17 protein-coding genes and 4 tRNA genes are annotated in these 23,601 nt (G+C 57.0%); 7 read left to right on the top strand and 14 right to left on the bottom strand.

Features of this window, described 5'->3' with window-relative positions; genetic code table 11:
• The first annotated feature begins 161 nt into the window (after positions 1 to 161).
• Together LC093_RS16145 and LC093_RS16140 are read left to right on the top strand one after the other, a co-directional pair.
• Positions 162 to 1,295 carry a M14-type cytosolic carboxypeptidase gene (locus LC093_RS16145; RefSeq protein ID WP_226667275.1) on the top strand — a complete coding sequence of 378 codons (1,134 nt, stop codon included), beginning with the start codon at positions 162 to 164 and terminating at the stop codon, positions 1,293 to 1,295.
• 41 nt (positions 1,296 to 1,336) lie between these two features.
• The gene (locus LC093_RS16140; RefSeq protein ID WP_226667269.1) at positions 1,337 to 3,148 is read left to right on the top strand and encodes a M28 family metallopeptidase; all 1,812 of its coding nucleotides are present in this window, start codon (positions 1,337 to 1,339) and stop codon (positions 3,146 to 3,148) included.
• Between the two features lie 85 nt (positions 3,149 to 3,233).
• Here the strand turns inward: LC093_RS16140 and LC093_RS16135 are convergent, their stop codons facing one another.
• From LC093_RS16135 to LC093_RS16110, 6 genes are all read right to left on the bottom strand, one after another.
• A complete protein-coding gene (locus LC093_RS16135) occupies positions 3,234 to 3,773 on the bottom strand; it encodes a phosphate-starvation-inducible PsiE family protein (RefSeq protein ID WP_226667265.1) in 540 nt (179 codons plus the stop codon).
• A 142-nt stretch (positions 3,774 to 3,915) separates the two neighbouring features.
• Positions 3,916 to 5,553, bottom strand: coding sequence for an AMP-binding protein (locus tag LC093_RS16130; RefSeq protein WP_319004941.1), 1,638 nt, complete (start codon positions 5,551 to 5,553; stop codon positions 3,916 to 3,918).
• 314 nt (positions 5,554 to 5,867) lie between these two features.
• The gene (locus tag LC093_RS16125) at positions 5,868 to 6,197 is read right to left on the bottom strand and encodes an SCP2 sterol-binding domain-containing protein (protein WP_226667263.1); all 330 of its coding nucleotides are present in this window, start codon (positions 6,195 to 6,197) and stop codon (positions 5,868 to 5,870) included.
• 98 nt (positions 6,198 to 6,295) lie between these two features.
• Positions 6,296 to 8,089, bottom strand: coding sequence for an acyl-CoA dehydrogenase C-terminal domain-containing protein (locus tag LC093_RS16120; RefSeq protein ID WP_226667259.1), 1,794 nt, complete (start codon positions 8,087 to 8,089; stop codon positions 6,296 to 6,298).
• 207 nt (positions 8,090 to 8,296) lie between these two features.
• A complete protein-coding gene (locus LC093_RS16115) occupies positions 8,297 to 9,364 on the bottom strand; it encodes an AraC family transcriptional regulator (protein WP_226667256.1) in 1,068 nt (355 codons plus the stop codon).
• Positions 9,365 to 9,571: a hypothetical protein gene (locus LC093_RS16110; RefSeq protein ID WP_226667251.1), complete on the bottom strand. Its 207-nt coding sequence runs from the start codon at positions 9,569 to 9,571 to the stop codon at positions 9,365 to 9,367.
• 348 nt (positions 9,572 to 9,919) lie between these two features.
• On the opposite strand from LC093_RS16110, the gene LC093_RS20380 reads away from it, so the two are divergent.
• Positions 9,920 to 10,042 carry a hypothetical protein gene (locus tag LC093_RS20380; protein WP_264193138.1) on the top strand — a complete coding sequence of 41 codons (123 nt, stop codon included), beginning with the start codon at positions 9,920 to 9,922 and terminating at the stop codon, positions 10,040 to 10,042.
• Between the two features lie 38 nt (positions 10,043 to 10,080).
• Here LC093_RS20380 and LC093_RS16105 read toward each other — a convergent pair whose 3' ends face one another.
• The 7 genes from LC093_RS16105 to LC093_RS16075 form a co-directional block, all read right to left on the bottom strand.
• Entirely contained in the window at positions 10,081 to 11,472 is a 1,392-nt protein-coding gene (locus LC093_RS16105; RefSeq protein ID WP_226667249.1) for a class II fumarate hydratase, read from the bottom strand.
• A gap of 194 nt (positions 11,473 to 11,666) precedes the next feature.
• Entirely contained in the window at positions 11,667 to 12,101 is a 435-nt protein-coding gene (locus LC093_RS16100; protein WP_226667248.1) for a hypothetical protein, read from the bottom strand.
• Positions 12,102 to 12,279: 178 nt separating this feature from the next.
• Positions 12,280 to 14,319, bottom strand: coding sequence for an NAD-dependent DNA ligase LigA (gene ligA, locus LC093_RS16095; protein WP_226667247.1), 2,040 nt, complete (start codon positions 14,317 to 14,319; stop codon positions 12,280 to 12,282).
• Positions 14,320 to 14,444: 125 nt separating this feature from the next.
• Complete coding sequence (zipA, locus tag LC093_RS16090; RefSeq protein ID WP_226667245.1) at positions 14,445 to 15,821, bottom strand: cell division protein ZipA; 1,377 nt, start codon at positions 15,819 to 15,821, stop codon at positions 14,445 to 14,447.
• A gap of 14 nt (positions 15,822 to 15,835) precedes the next feature.
• A complete protein-coding gene (gene smc, locus LC093_RS16085; protein WP_226667241.1) occupies positions 15,836 to 19,339 on the bottom strand; it encodes a chromosome segregation protein SMC in 3,504 nt (1,167 codons plus the stop codon).
• 254 nt (positions 19,340 to 19,593) lie between these two features.
• Complete coding sequence (gene ccmI / locus LC093_RS16080) at positions 19,594 to 20,865, bottom strand: c-type cytochrome biogenesis protein CcmI (RefSeq protein WP_226667235.1); 1,272 nt, start codon at positions 20,863 to 20,865, stop codon at positions 19,594 to 19,596.
• On the bottom strand, positions 20,862 to 21,374 hold the full coding sequence (locus tag LC093_RS16075) for a cytochrome c-type biogenesis protein CcmH (protein ID WP_226667231.1): 513 nt from the start codon (positions 21,372 to 21,374) through the stop codon (positions 20,862 to 20,864). Before LC093_RS16075 ends, ccmI begins: the two co-directional genes overlap by 4 nt.
• A 171-nt stretch (positions 21,375 to 21,545) precedes the next feature.
• Here LC093_RS16075 and LC093_RS16070 point away from each other — a divergent pair.
• Both LC093_RS16070 and LC093_RS16065 read left to right on the top strand, forming a co-directional pair.
• A tRNA-Val gene (locus LC093_RS16070) sits at positions 21,546 to 21,621 on the top strand.
• Between the two features lie 48 nt (positions 21,622 to 21,669).
• Positions 21,670 to 21,746, top strand: a tRNA-Asp gene (locus LC093_RS16065).
• Between the two features lie 624 nt (positions 21,747 to 22,370).
• On the opposite strand, the gene LC093_RS16060 is transcribed toward LC093_RS16065, so the two are convergent.
• A complete protein-coding gene (locus LC093_RS16060; RefSeq protein ID WP_226667227.1) occupies positions 22,371 to 23,072 on the bottom strand; it encodes a DUF4197 domain-containing protein in 702 nt (233 codons plus the stop codon).
• Positions 23,073 to 23,265: 193 nt separating this feature from the next.
• On the opposite strand from LC093_RS16060, the gene LC093_RS16055 reads away from it, so the two are divergent.
• Together LC093_RS16055 and LC093_RS16050 are read left to right on the top strand one after the other, a co-directional pair.
• Positions 23,266 to 23,341, top strand: a tRNA-Val gene (locus tag LC093_RS16055).
• 48 nt (positions 23,342 to 23,389) lie between these two features.
• Positions 23,390 to 23,466: transfer RNA gene (locus tag LC093_RS16050), tRNA-Asp, on the top strand.
• Positions 23,467 to 23,601 lie beyond the last annotated feature (135 nt).

Below are 23,601 nucleotides of genomic sequence, written 5' to 3'. Positions count from 1 at the left end.
CGAGAATACCGTGCCTTTTTATTTTAGCGCCGCGAAAAATAACAAAATTTTATGCTCGTAAATAGCGCTGCCACAGCGCTTTACCCCAAGCTACACTGGGGTACCCTGAATTTCCGTCCCGATTCGGTATCCTCCCGACAAAACATAAGCGGAGCACCAGCATGCATATCAGTAGCGCTTTCGACAGCGGCAACATCAAAGTTATCGACGCCCATAGCAGCCCGATCCAGTTGGCCATCCGGCTCGACAACGAGTCTGATTTTTACCAGTGGTTTCACTTTCGCCTGGACGGCGAAATTGGCAAAAACTATGCAATGAGCATTACCAACGCCGGCAAAGCCGCCTATCCGGAAGGCTGGGAAAACTACCGGGTGTGCGCCTCATATGACCGCCACAACTGGTTCCGGATCGATGCCCAGTACGATGGCAAAACGCTCGATTTCAATATCGACCTGGACCAAACCTCCGTATACCTGGCCTACTTCGCCCCCTTCTCCTGGGAACGGCACCTGGACCTGCTGGCATGGGCACAATCTGACGAGCGGGTAACCTCGGAAACCCTGGGACAGACCCTCGATGGCCGGGACATGAGCCTGCTCACTATTGGCGATGCCAACAAGGCGAAGAACAAGGTCTGGATGATCGCTCGCCAGCACCCCGGTGAAACGATGGCCGAGTGGTTTGTAGAAGGCTTCCTTGAGGCCCTGCTGGATGAATCCAACCCGGGCGCCCGCAGCCTGCTGGAAGATACGGTATTTTATGTGGTACCGAACATGAACCCGGACGGCAGTGTACGCGGCCACCTGCGCACCAATGCCGCCGGTGCTAACCTCAATCGCGAGTGGCAGAACCCGAGCATGGATCGCAGCCCGGAAGTGTATCTGGTGCGGGAAAAGATGCTCGCAACCGGTGGCGATATCTTCCTCGACATTCACGGTGATGAGGCGTTGCCATTCAACTTCGTGGCCGCCTGTGAAGGTATCCCAGGCTACGACGACAGCCACGCGGCGCTGGAAAATGTGTTCAAGCAGGCGTACGAATCCATCAGTCCGGACTTCCAGACCGAAAAGGGCTACCCGCTGGACAAGCCGGGCGAGGCCAATATGACTGTGGGCACCAACTGGTGCGGTCACCAGTTCCGCACACTGGCACTGACTCTGGAAATGCCGTTCAAAGACAACGACAACCTGCCCGACCCCATTGAAGGCTGGTCGCCAGCGCGCTGCCGCCAGTTGGCCCGCGACATCGTGCACCCGATCCGCACGACACTCGCATTTATGGCAAAAAAATCATAATTTCACTCACTTCCACTCCTTTGATGCGAACAGGAAAACACATGATAAAAACCACAAACCGGGGGGCCGGACTGCTGAAGGGCCTGCTCGCTGCGGGTATCGCAGCGGCCGTTTTCGGATGCAGCCAAAAAGAACCGACCACCACTAGCGAGACAATTTCGTCCGCTGATACGAAGCAGATGCAAACCGAGTCTGCCGCCGAAACCAGCATCGAAACCACCAAGGTTCCGCCCATCAGCGACACCGAGAAAGCTGAAGTTGCCGCCATGGCGCAGGACCTGCACAAACACATCGCCGTACTGGCATCCGATGAGTACGAAGGCCGTGCACCCGCCAGCAAAGGCGAGGAACTGACGGTAAATTACCTGGCTGAACAGTTCGGCCAGTACGGCCTTGAGCCAGGCGCTACTGACAGCGACGGCAAGCCGAGCTGGTTCCAGCAGGTACCGGTGGTGGAAATGCAGATCGAGAGCACCCCGCTGACCATTAGCGGTGAAGTTGATGGCAAGGCGTACACCCAAACCCTGCAGCCACTCTCCGACGTGGTGGCCTTCAGCCAGCGCCAGGTACCCGCAAGCCAGCTGGACAGTAGCGAACTGGTCTTTGTCGGCTACGGCATCGTCGCACCGGAAAACAACTGGAACGACTACGCCGGCCTGGACATGACCGGCAAAACCGCAGTGATCCTGGTTAACGACCCGGGCTACGCCACACAGGACAAAGCTCTGTTTAACGGCAACGCCATGACCTACTACGGTCGCTGGAGCTACAAGTTTGAAGAAGCGGCCCGCCAGGGCGCGGAAGGCGCAATTATCATTCACGAAACCGGTGCCGCAGGTTATCCCTGGGAAGTGGTCAGCGGCAGCTGGTCCGGCGCCCAGATCAGCCTAGCCGCCGAAGACAAGAATGCCGACCGGGTTGCCGTTGAATCCTGGATCACCGGCGATGCCGCCAAAGAGCTGTTCAAGGCCGCCGGCCTGGATCTGCAACAGGAAATGGACGCGGCGAAACACCAGGGCTTCAAACCCAAGCCCCTGAACCTTAACGCCAGCGTGTCCCTGAAAAGCGAGGTCCGTACCTCCAACTCGCGCAATGTGGTCGCCAAGCTACCGGGCAGCAAATACCCGGACGAGGCAATCATCTACACCGCACACTGGGATCACCTGGGTATCAACAACCACGCCGAAGGTGAAGACCACGTCTTCAATGGCGCCGTAGACAACGCTACCGGCACCGCTGGCCTGCTGGCGATGGCCCGCCAGGTGGCGCAACTGGCAGAGCGTCCGGAGCGCTCCCTGGTGTTTGTTGCGGTAACCGCAGAAGAGTCCGGCCTGCTCGGTTCCAAGTACTACGCCGAAAACCCGGTAGTACCTCTGGAGAAAACCGTGGCAGGGATCAACTTCGACGCCATGGGCGTGCTCGGCCCGATGCGTGACGTGATCGTTGTGGGCTACGGCAACAGCGAACTGGAAAAGGCGTTGGAAGAAGCAGCGGAAAAACAGGGCCGCTACCTGGCACCGGAGGACCACCCGGAGCGCGGTTACTTCTACCGCTCAGATCACTTCAGCCTGGCCAAAAAAGGCGTGCCAATGCTCTACTTTGATTCCGGCACCGATAGTTTTGAGCACGGCCGCGCCTGGGCGCAAAAAAAGGGTGAAGAGTACACCGCCCACGCCTACCACAAGCCCGGCGACGAATACGATCCGCAGTGGAACCTGGAAGGCGCCGCAATGGACCTGGCTCTCGGCCTCGACCTCGGTCTGGAACTGGCCAACAGCCGCAACTGGCCGAACTGGTATAAAGGCAACGAGTTCCGTGCAATCCGCGACGAAAGTTCTGCCTCCAGAAAATGATCGATTTCGATTGATCACTAAAAAGGGCGCCCTGTTCAGGGCGCCCTTTTTTATTACAAACCACCACATTTCATTACTGGAGCCGCTAGCTGTCACCCGCTTCCTTTGGCGCGCTCTGCGTCTTTTTCACTACCAGACCACTCCCCCGACCATCGGCCAGCTTTTCCCGCTTCGCTACCAGCCAGTATGTCACACCCAACGCCAATACAACGGAGGCGATGGCAAAGATGTAATCCGGCCCGGTATCCGCGAGATCCATAACGATAACCTTCCTCGCGATAGCCATCAGCGCGGTCGCCACCACCAGTTGCACCGGAATCACATTCGATCCCAGGTACAGACGAATATTGATAAAGATTTCGATCGAAATCAGCACCAGCATAAAGGCACCGAATACATCGAACAGATCGCTGTAATCCAGCAGCAACACCGGCGGTGTGGTCAAGCGCTCATAAAGAACCAAAACCACGCCAGCCACACTCCAGATAATGACCAGCGCCATAATGACAGCGAGCAGACGAATGGCGTTACGAATCACCGAATGCAACACACGGATCAATGGATCTTCGTGCTCTGCGGGCAACTCTTCGTGGATCAATGTAGACCGGTGATTATGCTCAGACATGCGCGGCGTGCTTATAAGGTTTCCCTATTTATAGCGCAAAATCGGCAACACACTCAGCGCCCCCCCCGGAACACACGTAAAATTCAGACATAAAAAAACCGCTGCAAGCAGCGGTTTTTTTATGTATTTACCGTGTTTACGTTCAGGCGCTAACTTCGGCTTCGACTTTCTTCAACTCTTCGTCGCGCAGCTCGCGACGCAGGATCTTGCCGACATTGGTCTTCGGCAGGTCTTCACGGAACTCGATGTTTTTCGGCACTTTGTACGCCGTCATGTTTTCACGGCAGTAAGCCTTCACTTCGTCCGCGGTCAGGGACGGATCCGCCTTGACCACAAACAGTTTGACCGTTTCACCGCTGCGCTCATCGGGGATACCGATCGCCGCGGCTTCTGTCACCTTGGGATGCGCACTGACAATATCTTCGATTTCGTTCGGGTAAACGTTGAAACCGGAAACAATGATCATGTCTTTCTTGCGATCGACGATCTTGATGTAGCCGTCGTCCTGGATCACCGCCATATCGCCGGTTTTCAGCCAGCCCTCGGAATCAATGGTATCCGCCGTCGCTTCCGGACGCTCCCAGTAGCCTTTCATGACCTGCGGGCCGCGAACACAGAGTTCACCGGGCGAATTGTTCGGCAGATCGTTGCCATTTTCGTCCATTACTTTTACTTCAGTACCCGGAACCGACACACCGACGGTACCCAGCTGGATCGCATCTACCGGGTTAAAAGAAACGACTGGAGACGTCTCGGTCATGCCGTAGCCTTCTGTCACCGCACAGCCGGTCATTTCTTCCCAGCGCTTCGCCGTATCGCGGGTCAAGGCCATACCACCGGAGCAGGTAGTGTGCAGCTTGCTGAAGTCCAGCTGGGCAAATTCGGGGTCACGCATCAGGCCATTAAACAGCGTATTCAGTCCCACAAAACCGGTGAAGCGTTTGCCTTTCAACACTTTCACAAAGCCCGGAATATCCCGCGGGTTCGGAATCAGCAGCGAGTGATTCCCGGTGGTGAACAAGCACATGCAATGGATGGTGAATGCGTAGATATGGTAAAGGGGCAGCGGAGAAACGTAGTATTCCTCGCCTTCTTTCATGGAGTCGCCCAGTGCTTCCCGCACCTGCTCCATGTTCGCAACCAGGTTGCGGTTAGTAAGCATCGCGCCTTTTGCCACACCAGTGGTACCGCCAGTGTATTGCAGGACAGCGATATCTTCCGGTGAGCGCTGGACATCCTGGTGTGGCTGCTTGGCGCCGGCCGCCATCGCATCGGTAAATTTCACCAGATTCGCGAAGCTGAACTCTGGCACCATCTTCTTGATGTACTTGGCCACGCTGTTGATCAGCAGACGCTTGATTGGCGGGTGCAGATCCGCAATTTCAGTGACAATCACCCGTTCCACGCCGGTTTCGGGAACCACCGCGGCAGCGGTATCGGCAATATTTGCCACGACCACCAGTGCCTTGGCACCGGAGTCATTCAGCTGGTGCTTCAGTTCACGCTGGGTGTACAGCGGGTTGGTATTCACCACGATCAGGCCGGCACGCAGTGCGCCGAACACAACTACCGGGTATTGCAGGACGTTCGGTAGCTGCACCGCAATACGGTCACCAGGTTTGAGGTTGGTGTGGTTTTGCAGGTAGGAGGCAAAGTTGGCGCTGAGGCGGTCAATATCGCCAATAGTCAGCGTGTGCCCCAGACAGGTAAATGCCGGACGGTCAGCGTATTTCGCCGATGCGGTCGAAAATACGTCAAGAATACTGCGATCGATGTCCAACTTATTTCTCCCAATGCTGTTGTTCTTGTGGTGATGAAACGAGAACAATCCCACCCAAGATGTCACTGGCGCCAAAAAATGAAATCTGGGCCACCTTGAGCGCACACAGGTTTCCTTCAGGGCATTACAACCCTCAGGCAAACTCTAAGGCTGGGATTAATCTCGAAATTCTCCATGTCCGTTTATAGTCGAAAACCCCGGATTTCGGGGCTTCACGGACTGATATTTATTGTGTAATTAACGCATGTCAGCGGGTACTGGCCAGAGATAAATGGCGCACACCACACTGTCTTTGGTCTACTTCCCGCTATCGATTAACTGGTAGTGAAAAGGTCGGCCAACGCCGCTGCCAGATTCCTGTCACCGGAGAAGCGAATATCCCCCAGCAGGAATGCATGCCGCGCACTAAGTGAGCCATCAATCACGTCTTTCAGCGTATTGAAAGACATTTCCAGTTCGAGCTCAGGATTGGCTACAAAACCCATACTTTGCATAGCGACTACACGTCCACTATCCGTGCCGTTTTCGCGAGTTACCTGAAGGTAAAAATCGCTGCCATCCGGAAGCCGGAACTGTACCCGAGTGATAGGAGGCAAACAAGTAAGGCCCTGCAAGCGCTCAAAGATATGTGCCGGTAACCGCATCGATACTCCGGAAATAGCCTCTGTAGCCGCCATATTCGACGAACTCCAGAATCAAAAACACCGCCGCTGTCTCCAGCGGCGGTGTTGCTTCATCGAACTCAGAACGCGAAGTGTTCTGGGTCCAGGCTCATCAGGTTTTCAGCGCCACTTTGCATAGCACCAGCGTGTGCGGCAGTGCGCGGCAGAATACGATCGAAGTAGAAACGCGCGGTGGTCATCTTGGCACGATAGAAGTCCTGCTCCTCGGTACCCGCTGCCAGCTGGTCGTTGGCAACTTTCGCCGCCAGCGCCCACAGGTAAGCCAGCACTGCATACCCAGAGTACATCAGGTAATCCACGGAAGCGGCACCAACCTCGTCCGGGTTTTCCATTGCCTTGGCACCAACATGCAGAGTCAGGTCGCCCCACTCCTTGTTGATTTCCTGCAATTTGGACACAAACGGAGCCAGCGCTTCGTTGTCGACTTCCGCCTGACAGAATTTGTGTACCACCTTGGTGAACTTGCGCAGCAGCTCGCCCTGGGTCATCAGGACTTTACGGCCGAGCAGGTCAAGCGCCTGGATACCGGTAGTGCCTTCGTAAATGGTGGAGATACGGGAGTCGCGAACGTTCTGCTCGGCACCCCACTCGGCGATGTAGCCGTGACCACCAAAACACTGCAGGCCAAGGTTGGCAGACTCAAAACCGGTTTCGGTCAGGAAGGCTTTGGCGATCGGCGTCAGGAAAGCCAGCAGGTCATCGGCTTCTTTCTTGTCTTCCTCGGAACCAACGTGGGTGCGATCCACTTGCTGGGCACACAGCATAGCCAGCATACGACCACCTTCAGAGAAGGCTTTCTGGGTCAGCAGCATGCGGCGTACATCGGGGTGCACGATGATCGGGTCAGCGGCACCTTCCGGGTTTTTCGGGCCACTCAGGGAGCGCATTTGCAGACGATCCTTGGCGTACGCCAGGGATTTCTGGAAGCCGACTTCCGCGTGCGCCACGCCCTGCAGCGCGGTACCCAGACGCGCAGTGTTCATGAAGGTGAACATGCAGTTCAGGCCCTTGTTGGGCGGGCCGATCAGGAAGCCTTTTGCACCGTCAAAATTCAGCACCGCGGTCGCATTGCCGTGGATACCCATTTTGTGCTCCAGGGAGCCACAGCTGACGCTGTTGCGCTCACCAACGGAGCCGTCTGCGTTGGGCAGGAATTTCGGTACGATGAACAGGGAGATGCCTTTGGTACCGGCAGGCGCATCCGGCAGGCGCGCCAGTACGATGTGCACGATGTTCTCTGCCATGTCGTGTTCACCGGCAGAGATGAAAATCTTGGTACCGGAAATCGCGTAGGAACCGTCATCATTTGGCTCCGCCTTGGTACGCAGAATGCCCAGGTCGGTACCGCAGTGCGGTTCGGTCAGACACATGGTACCGGTCCAGGTACCTTCAACCAGCTTGGTCAGGTAGGCCTGCTTTTGCTCTTCGGTGCCGTGCTCTTCCAGGGTGTTCATCGCACCGTGGGACAGACCGGGGTACATACCCCAGGACCAGTTTGCAGTACCAACCATTTCGCTCAGTGCAGTACCCAGCGACGGCGGCAGGCCCTGGCCACCATATTCAACGTCGTGCGCCAGGGACGGCCAGCCTGCTTCAACAAACTGCTGGTAGGCCTCTTTAAAGCCTTCCGGGGTTTTGACTTCGCCGTCATTCCAGGTACAACCCTGCTGGTCGCCGATCTGATTCAATGGAGCAATTACGTTTTCACAGAACTTGGCACCTTCTTCCAGAATGGCGTCCACCACGTCCGGGCTCGCGTCTTCATAACCCAGCGACGCATAGTGCTGATCCCAGTTCAGCAGCTCGCGCATGGCGAAGCGCATGTCACGCAGCGGAATTTTGATCTCGCTCATTCTGTGTACCCTCTCTTCTTTCGCAAAAGGTTGTAATGACTGGGCATCCTCGCCCTTGGGGCAAACTTGTGACCCATATGTCGGTTTTATTCATAATAGTAAGAAATGGCCATAAGCTACCATGGCGAAATCCGCCCAAAGCGATAACAAAATACGGCGGGAACTGGCGACCTTACAGTCAGATTAAACTGAACACAGAAGGGGGGACTAGTGCGTCACGACGGCAGGGCGAGGGCTTTTACGGTACTCCCCGGGAGTAACACCGGTCCACTTCTTGAACGCGCGAAAGAACGCGCTGGCCTCATCGAAACCAAGCATTTCTGCGATCTGCGCATTGGAAAGGTCCGGGCAGCTGAGGTAGTGAAATGCAGCTTCCATGCGACATTCGTCTTTCAGCTTCTGATAAGACGTGTTTTCCTGCTGCAGGCGCCGACGGAGCGTGGTCACAGACATATTGAGCCGCTCCGCCACCGCTTCCGCGGCAGGCATGGATTCGCTCACATCCCGATTAAGGATTGTCTTGACCTTGGTCTTGATACTGTTGGCACTGCCGTCACTGATCACCAGGTGATAAGGCGCGGTACGAATGAAATCTTCCAGCGTCTGCGAGCTCTGGACAATCGGGTAGTCCAGATAACGGCTCTCATACTCCAGTGCATTGCTGGGCTGGTCAAACTGTAGCTCTTCAGCTTCACTCTGAGCGAGCGCCGCAAACTCTTCCGGACAGGGAAAGGAAAAGTGCAATTTGGCCAGCGGGATCTCCCGCCCGACCAACCAGCAGTAAAAACGGTGCCATACCGCCAGGGTAGTACGGATAACACCCGGGCTGGATTCTGCAAGCAGCTGCTCAAATTCGCCGTCCGCGAGCGAGCTGATACCGCTGATCACAACCCGGTCGCGGCCGTCATGGCTCTGAAGCACCGGTTTGACACGAAAGCCCCGGCAGATCTCCATAAACTCGGCACTAAGGGTGATGGCCTGGCGCACCGTCGCGCAGTTGACCACTGTCAGGCACAGCAGCCTGAATGAGCCGGGACGCACGCGCCCGCCACTCAACATCCCAAACCACTCATCCTGCGCAAGCCACATTACCCGCTGATAGAGCCTGCCGTACTTTACCGCTGAAAACGCTGCAGTTCCCTCGAGTTCGCTCTCCGCAATATCCACCGACGCCAGCAGCTCTTTCCGATCGCAGCCATTGCGGGCGGCCTCTTCCAGCAAACGCTGTACATAGGCAATAGGGATACGGATATCTTCTTCGCTGGTACTCGCCATTTATTTGTTTCTACGATTCCGCAGCCAATTGAGCAGAGCGCCGAACCCGAATGCAACGGCCACGATCACCGCGAGGAATACCAGCATCAGTACCAGATAGCTCAATACATCGGCCACCGGCAGGTCCCAGCTCCAGATCGCTGCTGCGATAAAGGCAACACAAGCCAGGACACTGGTAATAAAGGATCGACGGCGTTTTATGGCCATAGTCTGCGCACTTATTGAGAGAAATGAATGGCTAGTCGGCCACGGCCGACAACACTACCCTTAAATACTATAGAAAGCTCGGCCAAAGGCCTAACCCAAAGGCTCAGGGAAAAACCGGCCATTGGCGGGCAGATGCGGCGCGGAATCGTGAACCATCACCGCACGACTGTCAACGCCAGCACCCCGCCATTCGTCAGAGTGTGCCGCGCGCCACAGATCCGGACAATCCCGGCAACATAGAAAGTTTTGTAGGCGTTTACAAACAAAAGGTGGGATCAAACCGAAGAAGACTATCGCTGCATACGCGCACGGAAGGAGCGCAGCGAACGAACTTACAGGCAACAGAGAATGGCAGAACGACTGCTCTACCGCGCAGACGACCGAAAAACCGTGATGCGACTGGGCGCCTGGATCGGGTGCCTGGCGCTGCTGATGATATTTATATTGCTTGGCATTCTGATCCTAAACTGAACGCCCCTTACAAACTGGTCGGCAGACCGCTCACCCAGTTACTCGCCGCGGATAATCCCCCCTCGCGCCAACCTCGCCGGATCAAGTATTTCCCGCAGCGTTTCTTCCGGCAAATCCGTCATTTCCAGCGCAACATCCAGAATTGGCCGACCACTGCTATAAGCGGCTTTGGCAATTTTCGCGGCGGCGCTGTAGCCAATGACCGGATTCAGGGCTGTGACCAGTATTGGATTCCGGCCCAGCGCCTCCTCAATGCGCGCGCGCTTAACCTCGAAGCCGTCGATGGCTTTATCGGCCAGTAATTTCGCCCCATTGCCAAGTAAGTGAATACTTTCCAACAGCGAAAACGCCACCAGCGGCAACATTACATTCAGCTGGAAGTTGCCACTTTGCCCCGCCACCGTGATGGCGGAATCGTTGCCGATTACCCTGGCGGACACCATCGCTACAGATTCGGCAATCACCGGGTTTACTTTACCGGGCATGATGCTGCTGCCCGGCTGCAGGGATGGAAGTGCAATTTCGCCAAAGCCCGCCAGCGGTCCGCTGTTCATCCAGCGCAGATCATTGGCAATCTTCATCAATGCAACCGCCGCTGCCTTGAGGTGACCGGACACCTCTACTGCCGTGTCCTGGCTCGCGATCGCCGCAAAGGCGTTGCTGGCCGGGCGCAGCGCAATACCGCAATCGAGACTCAGGCGCTGGGCAAATCGATCGGCGAAATCTTCATGGGCATTCAAGCCGGTGCCTACCGCAGTGCCGCCCTGGGCGAGCTGCGCAAGCCTTGGCAAGGCGCTTTCAAGCCGCTCACACGACAGTTCCAGTTGCGCACTCCAGGCAGACAACTCCTGCTGAAGAGTAACCGGTACCGCGTCCATTAAATGCGTTCTGCCGGTCTTCACAACATCGGTCAGCTCTACAGCTCTATGGTCAATACTTTGCTGCAAGTGCCAAAAAGCCGGTAACAAGTGATTCTGAATCTCCAGCATCGCCGACAAATGAATCGCCGACGGAATCACGTCATTACTGCTTTGGCTCATATTCACATGGTCATTGGCGCCGACATCGATACCTGAGGCCCGGCTCGCCAATCGCGCGAGCACCTCATTTACATTCATATTGGTACTGGTACCCGAACCAGTCTGGAATACATCGACCGGAAACTGCCGGGCAAAATCCTCTCCGCCGACCTGGTCACACGCAGCAATAATGGCCTGGGCGATATTCTCATCCAGCAAACCCAACCCGCGATTCACTTCCGCAGCAGCGCGTTTGATGGCAATGACAGCTCGGATAAAAGGTACAGGCAGTGGGTAGCCACTTACCGGGAAATTGTCGATGGCCCGTTGTGTCTGGGCACCATAAAGGGAATCTGAAGGAACCTGGACTTCGCCGAGACTGTCTTTCTCCGTGCGAAATTTACTGGTCATGCTTTAGTCCTTTCGGTCTGTGAAAGCAGAGCCGGACAACCTAACCGACGGGCGGATATGCAAGGGTAGCGCGCAAACGCGAAAACTGGAAATACCGGCCGTCAAACCGGTTTTGTACCAAAAGGGGGCAAAGGAGAGAATAAGGCTGCGACCAAAGCAGCAAGGGCGCACGACACGTAGATGTATCGCACCGGTTACATACTGACGCGACCTTCCTGAGTCCACTCACAGCGCACCTGCATGTCGCCACAACCTGGCTCATGGTAGAGGCCGGCAGCCTCCCAGGTAAAGGAGTGGGTACCGGAAAGCTCAGTTTCCAGATGTACCGTTGCGGAAACCCAGTACATGCTGCGCAACAGTTCCTCGAACTTCTGAATCCAGTGGTCCCACTCGTATTCGACAGCGCGATAGGACGCACCAAAGTGAATGACGTCCGTCTGGTACTGGGACTGTTTCACCTTGATGGTAGGAATGGAAAACATGTCGCGGCATAGAAACGGCCACTCATCAGCGCTCGGCAGGGCGAGAATGGCTTCGCGATTGACCCGGCGGCGGTCGCTGCCGCCGGTGAGGCTGCTACTGTCTTTAATACAGCCGTAAACAATGGATTCCTGATCGCCCTGAATCACTCTGCACAATCCTCGCGTACGCTACAACACGCATTCCTGAAACTCGTTATCCCGCCAACTGTAACGGCGCAGCCAACAGAAAGCCACCTTTCCAGCCCGCTCAAATCGCCATTCCGTTCGCATTTCCAAAGTTTGGAAATAAAGAACCAGCAATATGTTGATAATTCGTTCAGAACGCTCAGATTTCGATACCCCGCTCGCGCAACATCACAATCAGCGCGTCCTCATCCAATACCGGAAGATCCAGCTCCCTGGCCTTGTTCAATTTTGAGCCAGCACCTGGCCCTGCGACCACCGTGTGCGTGTTGGCTGACACACTGCCAGCGACCTTGGCACCGAGGCGCTGCAGATAGTCCTTCGCCTCACTGCGGGACAGGGTTTCCAGCTTGCCGGTAAGCACCCAGGTCTGCCCGGCAAGTGGCTGCTCGCCGCCCTGCTGCTCTTCTGCCTGCCAGTGAATACCCGCCTGCTTCAACGCTTCTATTTCTTCCAGGTTATGCGGCTGCTCAAAAAATTCTGCCACATAGTGCGCCACTACCGGGCCCACATCTTCAACCTGTTGCAGGGCTTCCGTATCCGCCTGCATCAATGCATCCAGTTCACCGAAATGTCGCGCCAGGTTACGCGCAGTCGCTTCACCAACTTCGCGAATACCAAGTGCGTAGAGAAACTTGGGCAGCGTGGTCTCTTTGCTCTTTTCCAGTGCCTCCAGCAGGTTCTGCGCGGATTTTTCACCCATGCGCTCAAGGGACACCAGTGCATCGAGTTCCAGGTGATAGAGACCAGACACCGAATGCAACAAGCCCTCATCCACCAACTGCTCGACCAGCTTATCTCCCAGACCATCAATATCCATCGCTTTACGCGAGGCAAAATGCTTGATCGCCTGCTTGCGTTGCGCGCTGCAAATCAGCCCGCCGCTACAGCGGGCCACCGCTTCCCCAGGCGTCGCTTCAACCGGGGAATCACACACCGGGCAGTGATCGGGAAACTCGATTTCACGGGCATCTTCAGGGCGCCGGCTTTCAACCACAGAAACGACCTGGGGAATCACATCACCGGCACGGCGGATAATCACCGTATCACCGACTTTTACCCCGAGCCGCGCAATTTCATCGCGGTTGTGCAACGTCGCATTAGATACCGTTACGCCACCGACAAACACCGGCTCCAGGCGCGCAACCGGGGTCACTGCACCAGTACGTCCAACCTGAAACTCCACATCCAGCAGCTTGGTCATCTCCTCCTGCGCAGGGAATTTATAGGCAGTGGCCCAGCGGGGTGCACGGGCAACAAAACCCAGGCGTTTCTGCAACGGAATGCTGTTTACCTTGAAGACAATACCGTCAATATCGTACGGCAGCTGCTCGCGCTTTTCGCCAAGCTTGCGGTAGTAGTCAACGCATCCGTCGATATCTTCCGCGACCGCCATTTCACTGTTGATCCGGAACCCCCAGCGGTTGAGCTGCTCGAGAATTTCCGTGTGCCGCTCGGGCAATTCAGCGCCTTCCACGAGCCCGACGCTGTATACGCACAACTGTAACGGACGCTTGGCGGTAATTCTTGGATCCAGCTGGCGCAGGCTGCCAGCCGCCGCATTGCGCGGGTTGACGAACAACTTTTCCCCCGCCGCCCGAGCCTTGTCATTCAGCTCGGCAAATCCCGCCTTGGGCATGTAAATTTCGCCGCGCACTTCCAGTACCGGCGGCACATCCCCATCGAGGAGTTTCAGCGGTACAGAATAAATAGTGCGCACATTCTGGGTGATATCTTCGCCGATGGTGCCATCCCCGCGGGTCGCCGCACGTTCAAGCAAACCATTGCGATACATCAGGCTCACCGCGATACCGTCCAGCTTGGGCTCACAGGCGTACTCGACGGGCTGCTGGCTATTCAGGCGGTCGCGGATTCGACGGTCAAAATCCTGCAGCTCCTCGTCGCTAAACGCATTATCCAGCGACAGCATCGGCAATTCGTGCCGCACCTGGGTAAAGGCGCCAAGCGGCTCAGCACCCACCCGCTGGGTCGGCGAGTCCGGAGAAACCAGGGCCGGGTACGCCTGCTCCAGCGTCTGCAGCTCCCGCATACAGCGGTCATATTCCGCGTCCGGCAGTTCTGGCGCATCCAGGACGTAATACTGGTAGTTCGCCTGATTGAGAATGTCGTGCAGCTCCCGAACCCGGGCCTGCGCATCTGAGGGAATGGATGTTTCGCTCATTGGCGGTCAATACACTTCAGTTTGATATTTTTCTGATTCTGAAACGACAAACGGGCACTCGCAACAACGAGCACCCGTCAACGCTTCGGTGCTTTACCGGAAAAAGGATATCGAGACAGGATTGATCAGGCCTGAGCCTGAGCTAAAGCCTTGCGACGCTGGAACTCCATCACTCGCTGGCGGTAGTGTTCCGCAGTCTGCCCGGTGAATACGCTGCGGTTTTCATCTTTCAGTTCCCCGCCCAGCTGTTCGGCAATATTACGCGCAACCGTCAGCAGCGTATCCAGCGCCTTGAGCGCTTCAACCTCTGCAGGCAAGGTCAGGAACAGACTGACACCGGGAGTGACAAAGTCCTCCATCTGCGACATATCGAATGTGCCCGGCACTACGATATTCGCCAGACTGAACAGGGCCGGGCCTTCACCCGCCTCGCCACAGTGGTAGTGGAAAATATTCATTTCGCCGAAACGCAAACCACTGGAAAGCAATACCCGCAACAGGTCATTGCCCTCGAAGCAATCGCCCTGGGGCGCCATGATATTAAGGATCAACACTTCTTCCACCGGAAGTTCACGACGCGCTTCCGTTGACTTCTGTCTCGATGAATTCTTGCGTGAGCCTGCCCGGCCATCGGCGGATTGCCCCTTGTCTTTACTTCGGGCAAAGGGCGAAGCCTTTTTCAATTCGGGGAACTTGAGATCCACCGCATTCCAGCCAGCCTTGCTTTGCGCCTGCACATTCTGGGGAGGCTGGTCACTCTGCTCGACAGCACCGCGCTCTTCAGGGTCTACCGCCTGCAACGTTTCGAGACTGACCGATTCATCCAGAGACGGCTCCAGACGCTGCTGCGCTCTGGTAGCGCCCATTTCAGACTCATACCCTGTCACATCGCCGACATTCACTTCACTGGCAACCTGTTGACTGGAAACAGCAGGTTCATTGAAGGCGGATACAAATTCCTCACGCGATTCTGCTCCAGTTTCTTCTGCAACAGAATCCATCAGCATCGGCACCTGTTCATCCAGGTTCAGGGAAGCCTGTTCCGGCACACGATTTTCCCCAGACTCATCCACGGCGCTCCTCTCGGGCTTGCTACCCGCCAGCGGCTTGCGTGAAGACTGGAAATTTTGCTGTACCTGACGATTTACCTGGGAGGCATCTTCCGGTTTGCGGCGCTGAACCACTCGCACTGTTCCCGGCAACTCAGCCGAAATCTGGCGGCGCTTTTCGGCCTCCTCTGGATCAATGTATTCCAGCTCGGAGTCGTCAACGATGGGCTGCTTGCGCGACGCCTCTGCAGCGGCCTCTACTTTGCGCGGCGAGGACAGAACATCCCTGTCCAGGTCTTCGTATTCGCGTTCGTCCATATCGCGCCGCATCGCACGCGAAAGATTTCGGGAAACCTTGACGGTATCCCGGTGCTTTAAATAGGCGCGGCGCGCGCCGTCCACCACAACGGCGAACAGCAACAGCGCCAGCAAATTGATCAGCCAGTTGTCCATTTTCGCTTTTCTCCCTACGCCGAGGCCAACTCCGCTGCTTCTTCTACGTCGACCGATACAAGTCGGGATACACCCGGCTCATGCATCGTGACGCCCAGCAACTGATCGGCCATCTCCATGGCAATCTTGTTGTGGGTGATATAAATGAACTGTACGTGCGCTGACATTTCCTTAACCATACGCGCGTAACGGCCCACGTTGGCATCATCCAACGGTGCGTCTACCTCATCCAGCATACAGAACGGCGCCGGGTTCAGACGGAAAATCGAGAATACCAGAGCGATCGCCGTCAGGGCCTTTTCACCACCGGACAGAAGGTGAATGGTACTGTTCCGCTTACCTGGCGGACGCGCCATGATCGCGATACCGGTATCCAGTAAATCGTCCCCCGTCAGCTCCAGGTAGGCATGACCGCCGCCGAATACTTTCGGGAACAATTCCTGCAGACCGCTGTTCACCTGGTCAAAGGTTTCCTTGAACCGGGTACGGGTTTCTTTATCGATTCTGCGAATCGCATTTTCCAGGGTTTCCAGCGCGTCGGTCAGATCGCCATACTGGCGATCCAGGTAGTGCTTACGCTCGGACTCCTGCTTGTACTCGTCGATTGCCGCCAGGTTGATCGGCCCCAGGCGGGAGATGCGTGCGGCCACCAGCTCCAGGTCCTGCTGTACCGCTTCGACGGTCAACTCTTCCGGAAGTTCATCCAACACGATGCTCACATCGTGATCCGATTCACGCAACTGTTCAACCAGGCCTGCACGCTGGGTCTCCAGAGTCTGTGCTGCCAGACGCTGCTGCTCCAGTTGCGCACGTACGCCCTGCAAGGCCGACTCTGCTTTGTGTCGTTCCTGCTCCTGGCTACGCAGACTGGTCTCGACTTCTTCCAGTTTTTTGCGCGCTTCAGAAAGTTCGGTTTCCACATCGATGCGCTGGGCGAGCTTCTCTTCCAGCTCACCCCGATAGTCCTGTGAAGGATCCTGTGCGTCTTCCATCTGCTGACGCAGCTCTTCGCGGCGAACCTGCAAACGCTCCACCTGTTCACGCAACACCTGCAGAGTGCGCTCCAGGGAAACTTTCTGGGTGCGCACAGATTGTTCACGCATGGCCAGCTCGTGTGAGCGATCCTTGTCTTCGCGGGCGCGCTGGCGCGCGGCGTCCAGCGCTTCGCGCAGCTCCTCGCGACGGGCCAGCATGGATTCGCGGCGGTCGGTATCGTCGCTCATTGCCTCCAAAGCTTCCTGCAGCACGATACGCGCTTCAGAAATGGATTCCGCTTCGACGTCCATCTGTTCACGGACTTCGGCAATTTCCTGCTCGATACGACGGCGGCGCTCGTCCATTTGCTCCTGACGAGCGCGCTGGGCCGACAGCTGGCTGCGCAGGTCGCCAGTACGGCGATTCAGTTGTTCGGCGTCGTTTCGCGCCTGCTCAATACCGGACTCCAGCTCACCGGCGCGCGTACGAAACTGCTCGCGCTGCCCGGAGAGTTCCTCGATCCGGGCTTCGCATTCCGCGAGCGCCTGCTCAAGATTTTCGAGTTCCTGCTTACGTGCCAGTACGCCGGCCTCGGCGTCGGCGCCCCGGCTCACCCGCAACCAGTTGGGCCCCAACCACAGTCCATCGCGGGTGACGATGCTTTCACCACCTTTGAGCTGACTGCGCTGCGCGAGCGCAGTATTCAGGTCCGCAGCGGTGTAGATACCGTCCACTAGACCCACCAGCGACGCAGGACCCTGAACCACATCGGCCAGCTTTGGCAGGCTGCCAACGGCGGCGGGCGCAACGGATTGGCCGTCAATAAAAACAGCCTGGCCACCATCGAAGCTGGCAAGGCCGTCCTGCAGGGATTCAATACGATCAATACATACCGCCTGCAACTGGGCACCGAGCACAGTTTCTACTGCGGTCTCCCAGCCGGATTCCGCGCGGATCTGCTCCGCGAGGCGCGGCTTGCCCTGGAGGTTTTGCTGCTGCAGCCAATTGGCCACTGTCTCGCCCTGCCCCATAGCCGCCTGCTGCAGCGCCTCAAGGGAAGCCTGGCGGCCGCGGCTGGTCTGCAGCTGCAGGCGCTCTTTATCCAGTTCTGCACCCAGGTCGCTCTCCTGGTGGCGCAAGTCGCTCAGCTGCTCGGTCTGCTCTGAAATGGACTCGCGGCGCTCGGCCAGTTGCATCTCCAGCTCTGCCAGCTCTTCATTGCGCTGCTCAAGTTCGCTGTCATCGCCACTGCCGGCCAGGCCTTCACGCTCGGTTTTCAACCTGTTGATGCGATCCTGCAAACGCTGGCTTGAAGTTTCCAGGTGCTGGATACGGGATTGCTGGACCTCGGCCTTCTGGCGGGAGCCCGATGCACCCTGGTTAAACTGGTCCCACTCGTTTTGCCACTCGCGCATCTGATCTTCGGCGGTCAGCAGGGTCTGGGCAGATTCTTCTTCCGCCGCCTGCACCATTTCCAGATCTGGCACGATGACTTCGAGCTCGGCCTCGAACTCGCTGGTTTTTTCCTGGTCGGCGGACAGCAGGGCCTGGGATTCACTGTACTCCTGCTCGGTGCGGGACAGGTCAGACTGCAACTGCGCGTTGCGCTCACGGGCGTGGGCAATGTTTTGCTCAAGGCGCGCGATATCCGCACCCACCGCATAGAAACGACCCTGGACTTCATTGAAGGCGTCAGACAGGTCGTGATAGGCCACGCGCTGTTCTTCGATACCGGTATCGCAGCTTACCTGCCGGGTGACGAGCTCTTCCACGGTGAGCTCAAGCTCGCCGATCTGCTGCTGTTTTGCCCTGGCCTGGTCATCCAGGTCGCGGTATTTCAGGGCCTGCAGGTGCGCTTTGTGCGTGCGCTCTTCTTCTTTAAAGCGGCTGTACTTTTCCGCCGCGGCCGACTGGCGCTCCAGGCGGCTCAACTGACGATCCAGCTCGTCGCGGATATCGGTAAGGCGCTCGAGGTTCTCCTTGGTGCGGCGCATACGGTTTTCCGTATCGCGACGACGCTCCTTATATTTGGAGATACCGGCGGCCTCTTCGATAAATACCCGCAGTTCTTCCGGCTTGGCTTCAATCAGCTTCGAGATCATGCCCTGTTCGATGATTGCATAGCTGCGCGGACCGAGGCCGGTACCCAGGAACAGGTCCGTCACGTCGCGGCGGCGGCACTTCTCACCATTCAGGTAATAGTTGTTCTGCCCATCGCGGGTTACCTTGCGCTTGACCGAGATTTCGCTGAACGCCGCGTACTCTCCGGCGAGCTTGCCCGCGGAGTTGTCAAACACCAACTCGATCGACGCCTGTCCCACCGGCTTACGGCCACTGGAACCATTGAAGATTACGTCGGTCATGGAGTCACCGCGCAGGTTCTTGGCAGATGACTCACCCATTACCCAGCGCACGGCGTCAATGGTGTTGGATTTACCACAGCCGTTCGGACCGACCACGGCGCTGAGGTTGGATGGGAAGTAGACGGTGGTCGGGTCCACGAAGGACTTGAACCCGGCCAGCTTGATGCACTTCAAACGCATGGTCTTGAAACTCGGTAACATCCGGCGCCCGTGCAGATACAGATACCTGCCGAACGCTCTTCGTTGTAATTTGCTTGATTGATTTGGGGAACCTGACTACCAGTTGCAGGCAGTTCGCCGTTTTGCCGCTGCAAACCGCCGATTGTACATCGCCGGGGGCGCGGTTTCAGCGCTATTTTTGACCACCCACTCCCACTGGCGGCACTGACCTATGGCCACAGCCGCCTGTCGGGCAAAATCAGGTGTGGAAAAGATCAGATCTTTTCATCGATGGCGATATCGACCAGCTTACCCCAGTCGCTGCGCGGCACAGATTCAACCTGGCCCTGCCAGTCGCCCGGCGCCGGACGCGCATTGCCGCTGACCGCCAGGCGCGCCACCAGCTGCACCTCATCGACAGATTTGAGACTGCGACTCGGCATCATGGCCCGGGATTCATCCAGCACGACTTCTACCGGCAGGTCTGCTGCGGTCAGGCGCACAATCGCCAACGGCATCGGGCTTTGCGCCGTGCGGGCGTAGATGAAGACCGGCGTCTCCGGCGAGGCACTGGCCGCTTCCGCGAGGGTAACTTTGACCCGAATGCTGTTCTCGCCCACGGCACCGTCGGATGCGATCTGAGCACCGGCACCATCCGGTTTTGCGGCCGATACCACGCCGTCAACCTCTTCGTCTCCCGCCTTTGCCAGCGCAGCCTCGGCCCGGGCCACGCCGGCGGCAAGCGCCTGATAGGCATTGGACCCGGGAGTCATCTGCACCAGCGCCTGCTGCCAGTAGGCGCGCGCCTGACTGAACTGTTTAGCCTCGAAGGCGGCAATACCGGCGAGCCCCAGCGCTGTCGCGTTGTTGGGCTGAGTTTCCAATACTTTTGTTACTTCAGCAGTCACTTCCGGCGTCATGCGAGAGCCACTAGCGAAAAACAACGCCTGCGCGAGCTCCGCGCGGATTGCCACGGCGCTGGGCTCATGCGCCACGATATAGCGATACTGGGAAACGGCACCCGGCAAGTCATTACTGACCAGCAAGCGCTGGGCCAGTACGTAGCGGCCAGTGAGGTCGTCCGGGTGCGACTCAGCGCGCTCGCGCAAGCGCTGGGTAATACGAGCCTCACTCACCATGTCGGTGCCGCCGGTCTGACTGGCAACGATATCCCGATACAAAGCCAGATCATCGTGCGCCCCCCAGTTCAGGTAGAGACCCACGGCACAGAATGGCACAGCAAAGATCAGCGCAAACAGCAGGCCTCGCCCACCCTGACGCGACCCGGCAAGCTGAAACGCCGGCCCCTCTTCCCGCAAAAACTTACGCGCAAGCTCTGCATGCATCGTGCGGTACTGGGTTTCATCAATGGCGCCGCTGGCCAGAGACTGACTCAACTCAGCCTCATGTTCCCGAAACAGCGCTTTCTGCGCACCCTCGACTCCCGCAGTCGGCGCAGGAGCCTTGCGGCGCCGTAAAATCGGCCAGGCGATAAAGGCCGCAAGCGGCAGCACCAGCAGTGCAAGCAGCACCCACAATTCCGTCATTTTTCTTGCTCCTGCGCACTATCACCCAACAGGCGGGCCAGCCGCTGCTGCTCTTCAGCGCTCAATTCTTCAATTTCACTGCCCTGCCGGTTGCCGCGGCCATTCCGCGAGCGCACAACAATCACTACCAGGGTCAGCAGTCCCAGTGCCGCAAAAACCCCTGGAGCCAGCCACAGGGCCAGCGTGTTGCGCTGCAGGGGCGGCCGATACAATACAAAGTCTCCGTAACGGGCAACCATGTAGTCGTTGATTTCCTGGTCACTAAACCCGTCTTCCAGCAAACGTCGGATTTCCCGGCGCAAGTCAGACGCCACCATAGAGTCGGAACCGGCGAGGTTCTGATTCTGGCATTTGGGGCAGCGCATTTCCTCGATCAGAATCTGGTAGCGAGCCTGCAGTTCTTTGCTGGAAAGTGGCTCCACCTCGACAGATGCCTGGGCCAGCATCGCAAACAGCAACGTCAGTACAGCGACAACAGGGGTTCTCAAGTGTCTGGTCAGCACAGGCATTCTCCGGCGAAATATCGGCGGATTATAGCAGTGCCAATGCCCCCGTGACACGGGGGTTAACATAGTGATGCAGGCGCGCGAATCGGTCTTAACTCGTTGAAAGACAAAAAAATTTTTCGACAGGCGTTGACGCCCGAAAAAAAATCATTACTATACGCAGCTCCTGACGACGGGTGGTTAGCTCAGTTGGTAGAGCGGCGCCCTTACAAGGCGTAGGTCACAGGTTCGACCCCTGTACCACCCACCACTCCCTTTCATCTGCCTGGCAGAGTTCTCAAAGGGTGATCAGGAATGCGGACCGGTAGTTCAGTTGGTTAGAATGCCGGCCTGTCACGCCGGAGGTCGCGGGTTCGAGTCCCGTCCGGTCCGCCACATACGAAAAAGGCTCACACGAAAGTGTGGGCCTTTTTCGTATGTGACTGACCGGCGTGCAAGAACCCTAGTTCGATCAAATTGCGCCAGCAATTTAAGACGCCGCCAGGCGCCCGAAGGGTGAGCGGCAGAGCCGCGAATCAGTCCCGTCCGAATAGCAAAAGACACACGAAAGTGTGGGCCTTTTTCGTATGTGACTGACCGGCGTGCAAGAACCCTAGTTCGATCAAATTGCGCCAGCAATTTAAGACGCCGCCAGGCGCCCGAAGGGTGAGCGGCGAAGCCGCGAATCAGTCCCGTCCGAAAACCAAAAGACGTACGAAGTGCGAGCTCTATAACCTCAAGCCCACTCCACCTAAATCAAAACACTCACGAAAAAGCCCGCAATCAGCGGCAACACTACACTCTTAAGCACTGAGTGGCGGTGTTGCTCCGAGTACAGCCTTGCGAGACACGAGCTAGGCGCACCCCCCTAAACCCATCCATGGGGGGCTCTTCCGCGAGGTCCCTCTCGCGGAAGGTCTCGCAAGGCTGCACCCGGCACCAACACCTTCGCCCGAAGCTGCGTTAAGTCAACAGCTTTACATGGCGAACAAACTCTCTTGCAGTGAATTCCCGAGCAAGTCACCCCTCTCCAAAAACCTGCCCAATCAACACCCCACCCCGCGCAACAGGATCCTTGCGAATCAATGCTTCTTCCATACCAATTCGGCTAAACAGCGTTGCCATACTGCTATCGATCACGTGGCGCTCGAGATCCATGCTCGGCTTGTTCGCAATCGGCAATTTTTCATACACCGCCAGCATGCTTTTGTACTGATCGTAAAACCCGGTCTTGCGCAGGTTCGCCTCCACGATGGGCTGGTAGCGCAACCGCAAAGCACTCTCGGTCTGCCCGCGGAAATAATCCGTGGCTGCGGTATCATCCCCGCGCACAATCCCCAGGGCATCCTGAACAGACATGCCGGCGACCGCCTGCTTGAAGACTGGAACCGCTTCCGCAACCGCCTGCTCTGCACCACGATTCATCGCAGTTTCAAGCTGATCCACATAACTGCCGAATCCAAACTGACGAAGACTGTCAGCCACTGGCTGTGCCGCCGACGGCAAACGCAGACTGAACGCCCCAACCTGCGACAGCCCCGCCCCTGCCCTGTCGGTACTGATATTCAGGGTTTGGCGAATCGCGCCGGCTATTTTCGAGTCGGTGTCATAACCCGCATTTTTCGCAATCTGGTTCCCGACATCGACCCAGGGAGAAACCGCTTCCATATTCTGGCAACCCGTCACCGCCAACACCCCAGCAAGCACCCAATATTGCTTCACAGAAATTCTCCATACTCGAAAACAGAAAAGTCCATGCTACCGCAATTTTCTGCGCACCATGTTGACGGATTCCGCTTCTTAAGCATCGCTCCAAAAATGAACAAAAACCCTTAAATTCAGGCACTCAAAAAAATATTTAAAAAAAACGTTGCAACTCCGAAAACAATCATTACTATACGCAGCTCCTGACGCGGGGTGGTTAGCTCAGTTGGTAGAGCGGCGCCCTTACAAGGCGTAGGTCACAGGTTCGACCCCTGTACCACCCACCACTCCCTTTCATCTGCCTGGCAGATTTCTCAAAGGGTGATCAGGAATGCGGACCGGTAGTTCAGTTGGTTAGAATGCCGGCCTGTCACGCCGGAGGTCGCGGGTTCGAGTCCCGTCCGGTCCGCCACATACGAAAAAGGCTCACACGAAAGTGTGGGCCTTTTTCGTATGTGGCCGATCGGCGTGCAAGAACCCTAGTTCGATCAAATTGCGCCAGCAATTTAAGACGCCGCCAGGCGCCCGAAGGGTGAGCGGCAGAGCC

Source organism: Microbulbifer aggregans (genome assembly GCF_020524005.1).
Lineage (GTDB): Bacteria > Pseudomonadota > Gammaproteobacteria > Pseudomonadales > Cellvibrionaceae > Microbulbifer > Microbulbifer aggregans_A.
This window is presented reverse-complemented; position numbering and strand designations above follow the sequence as displayed.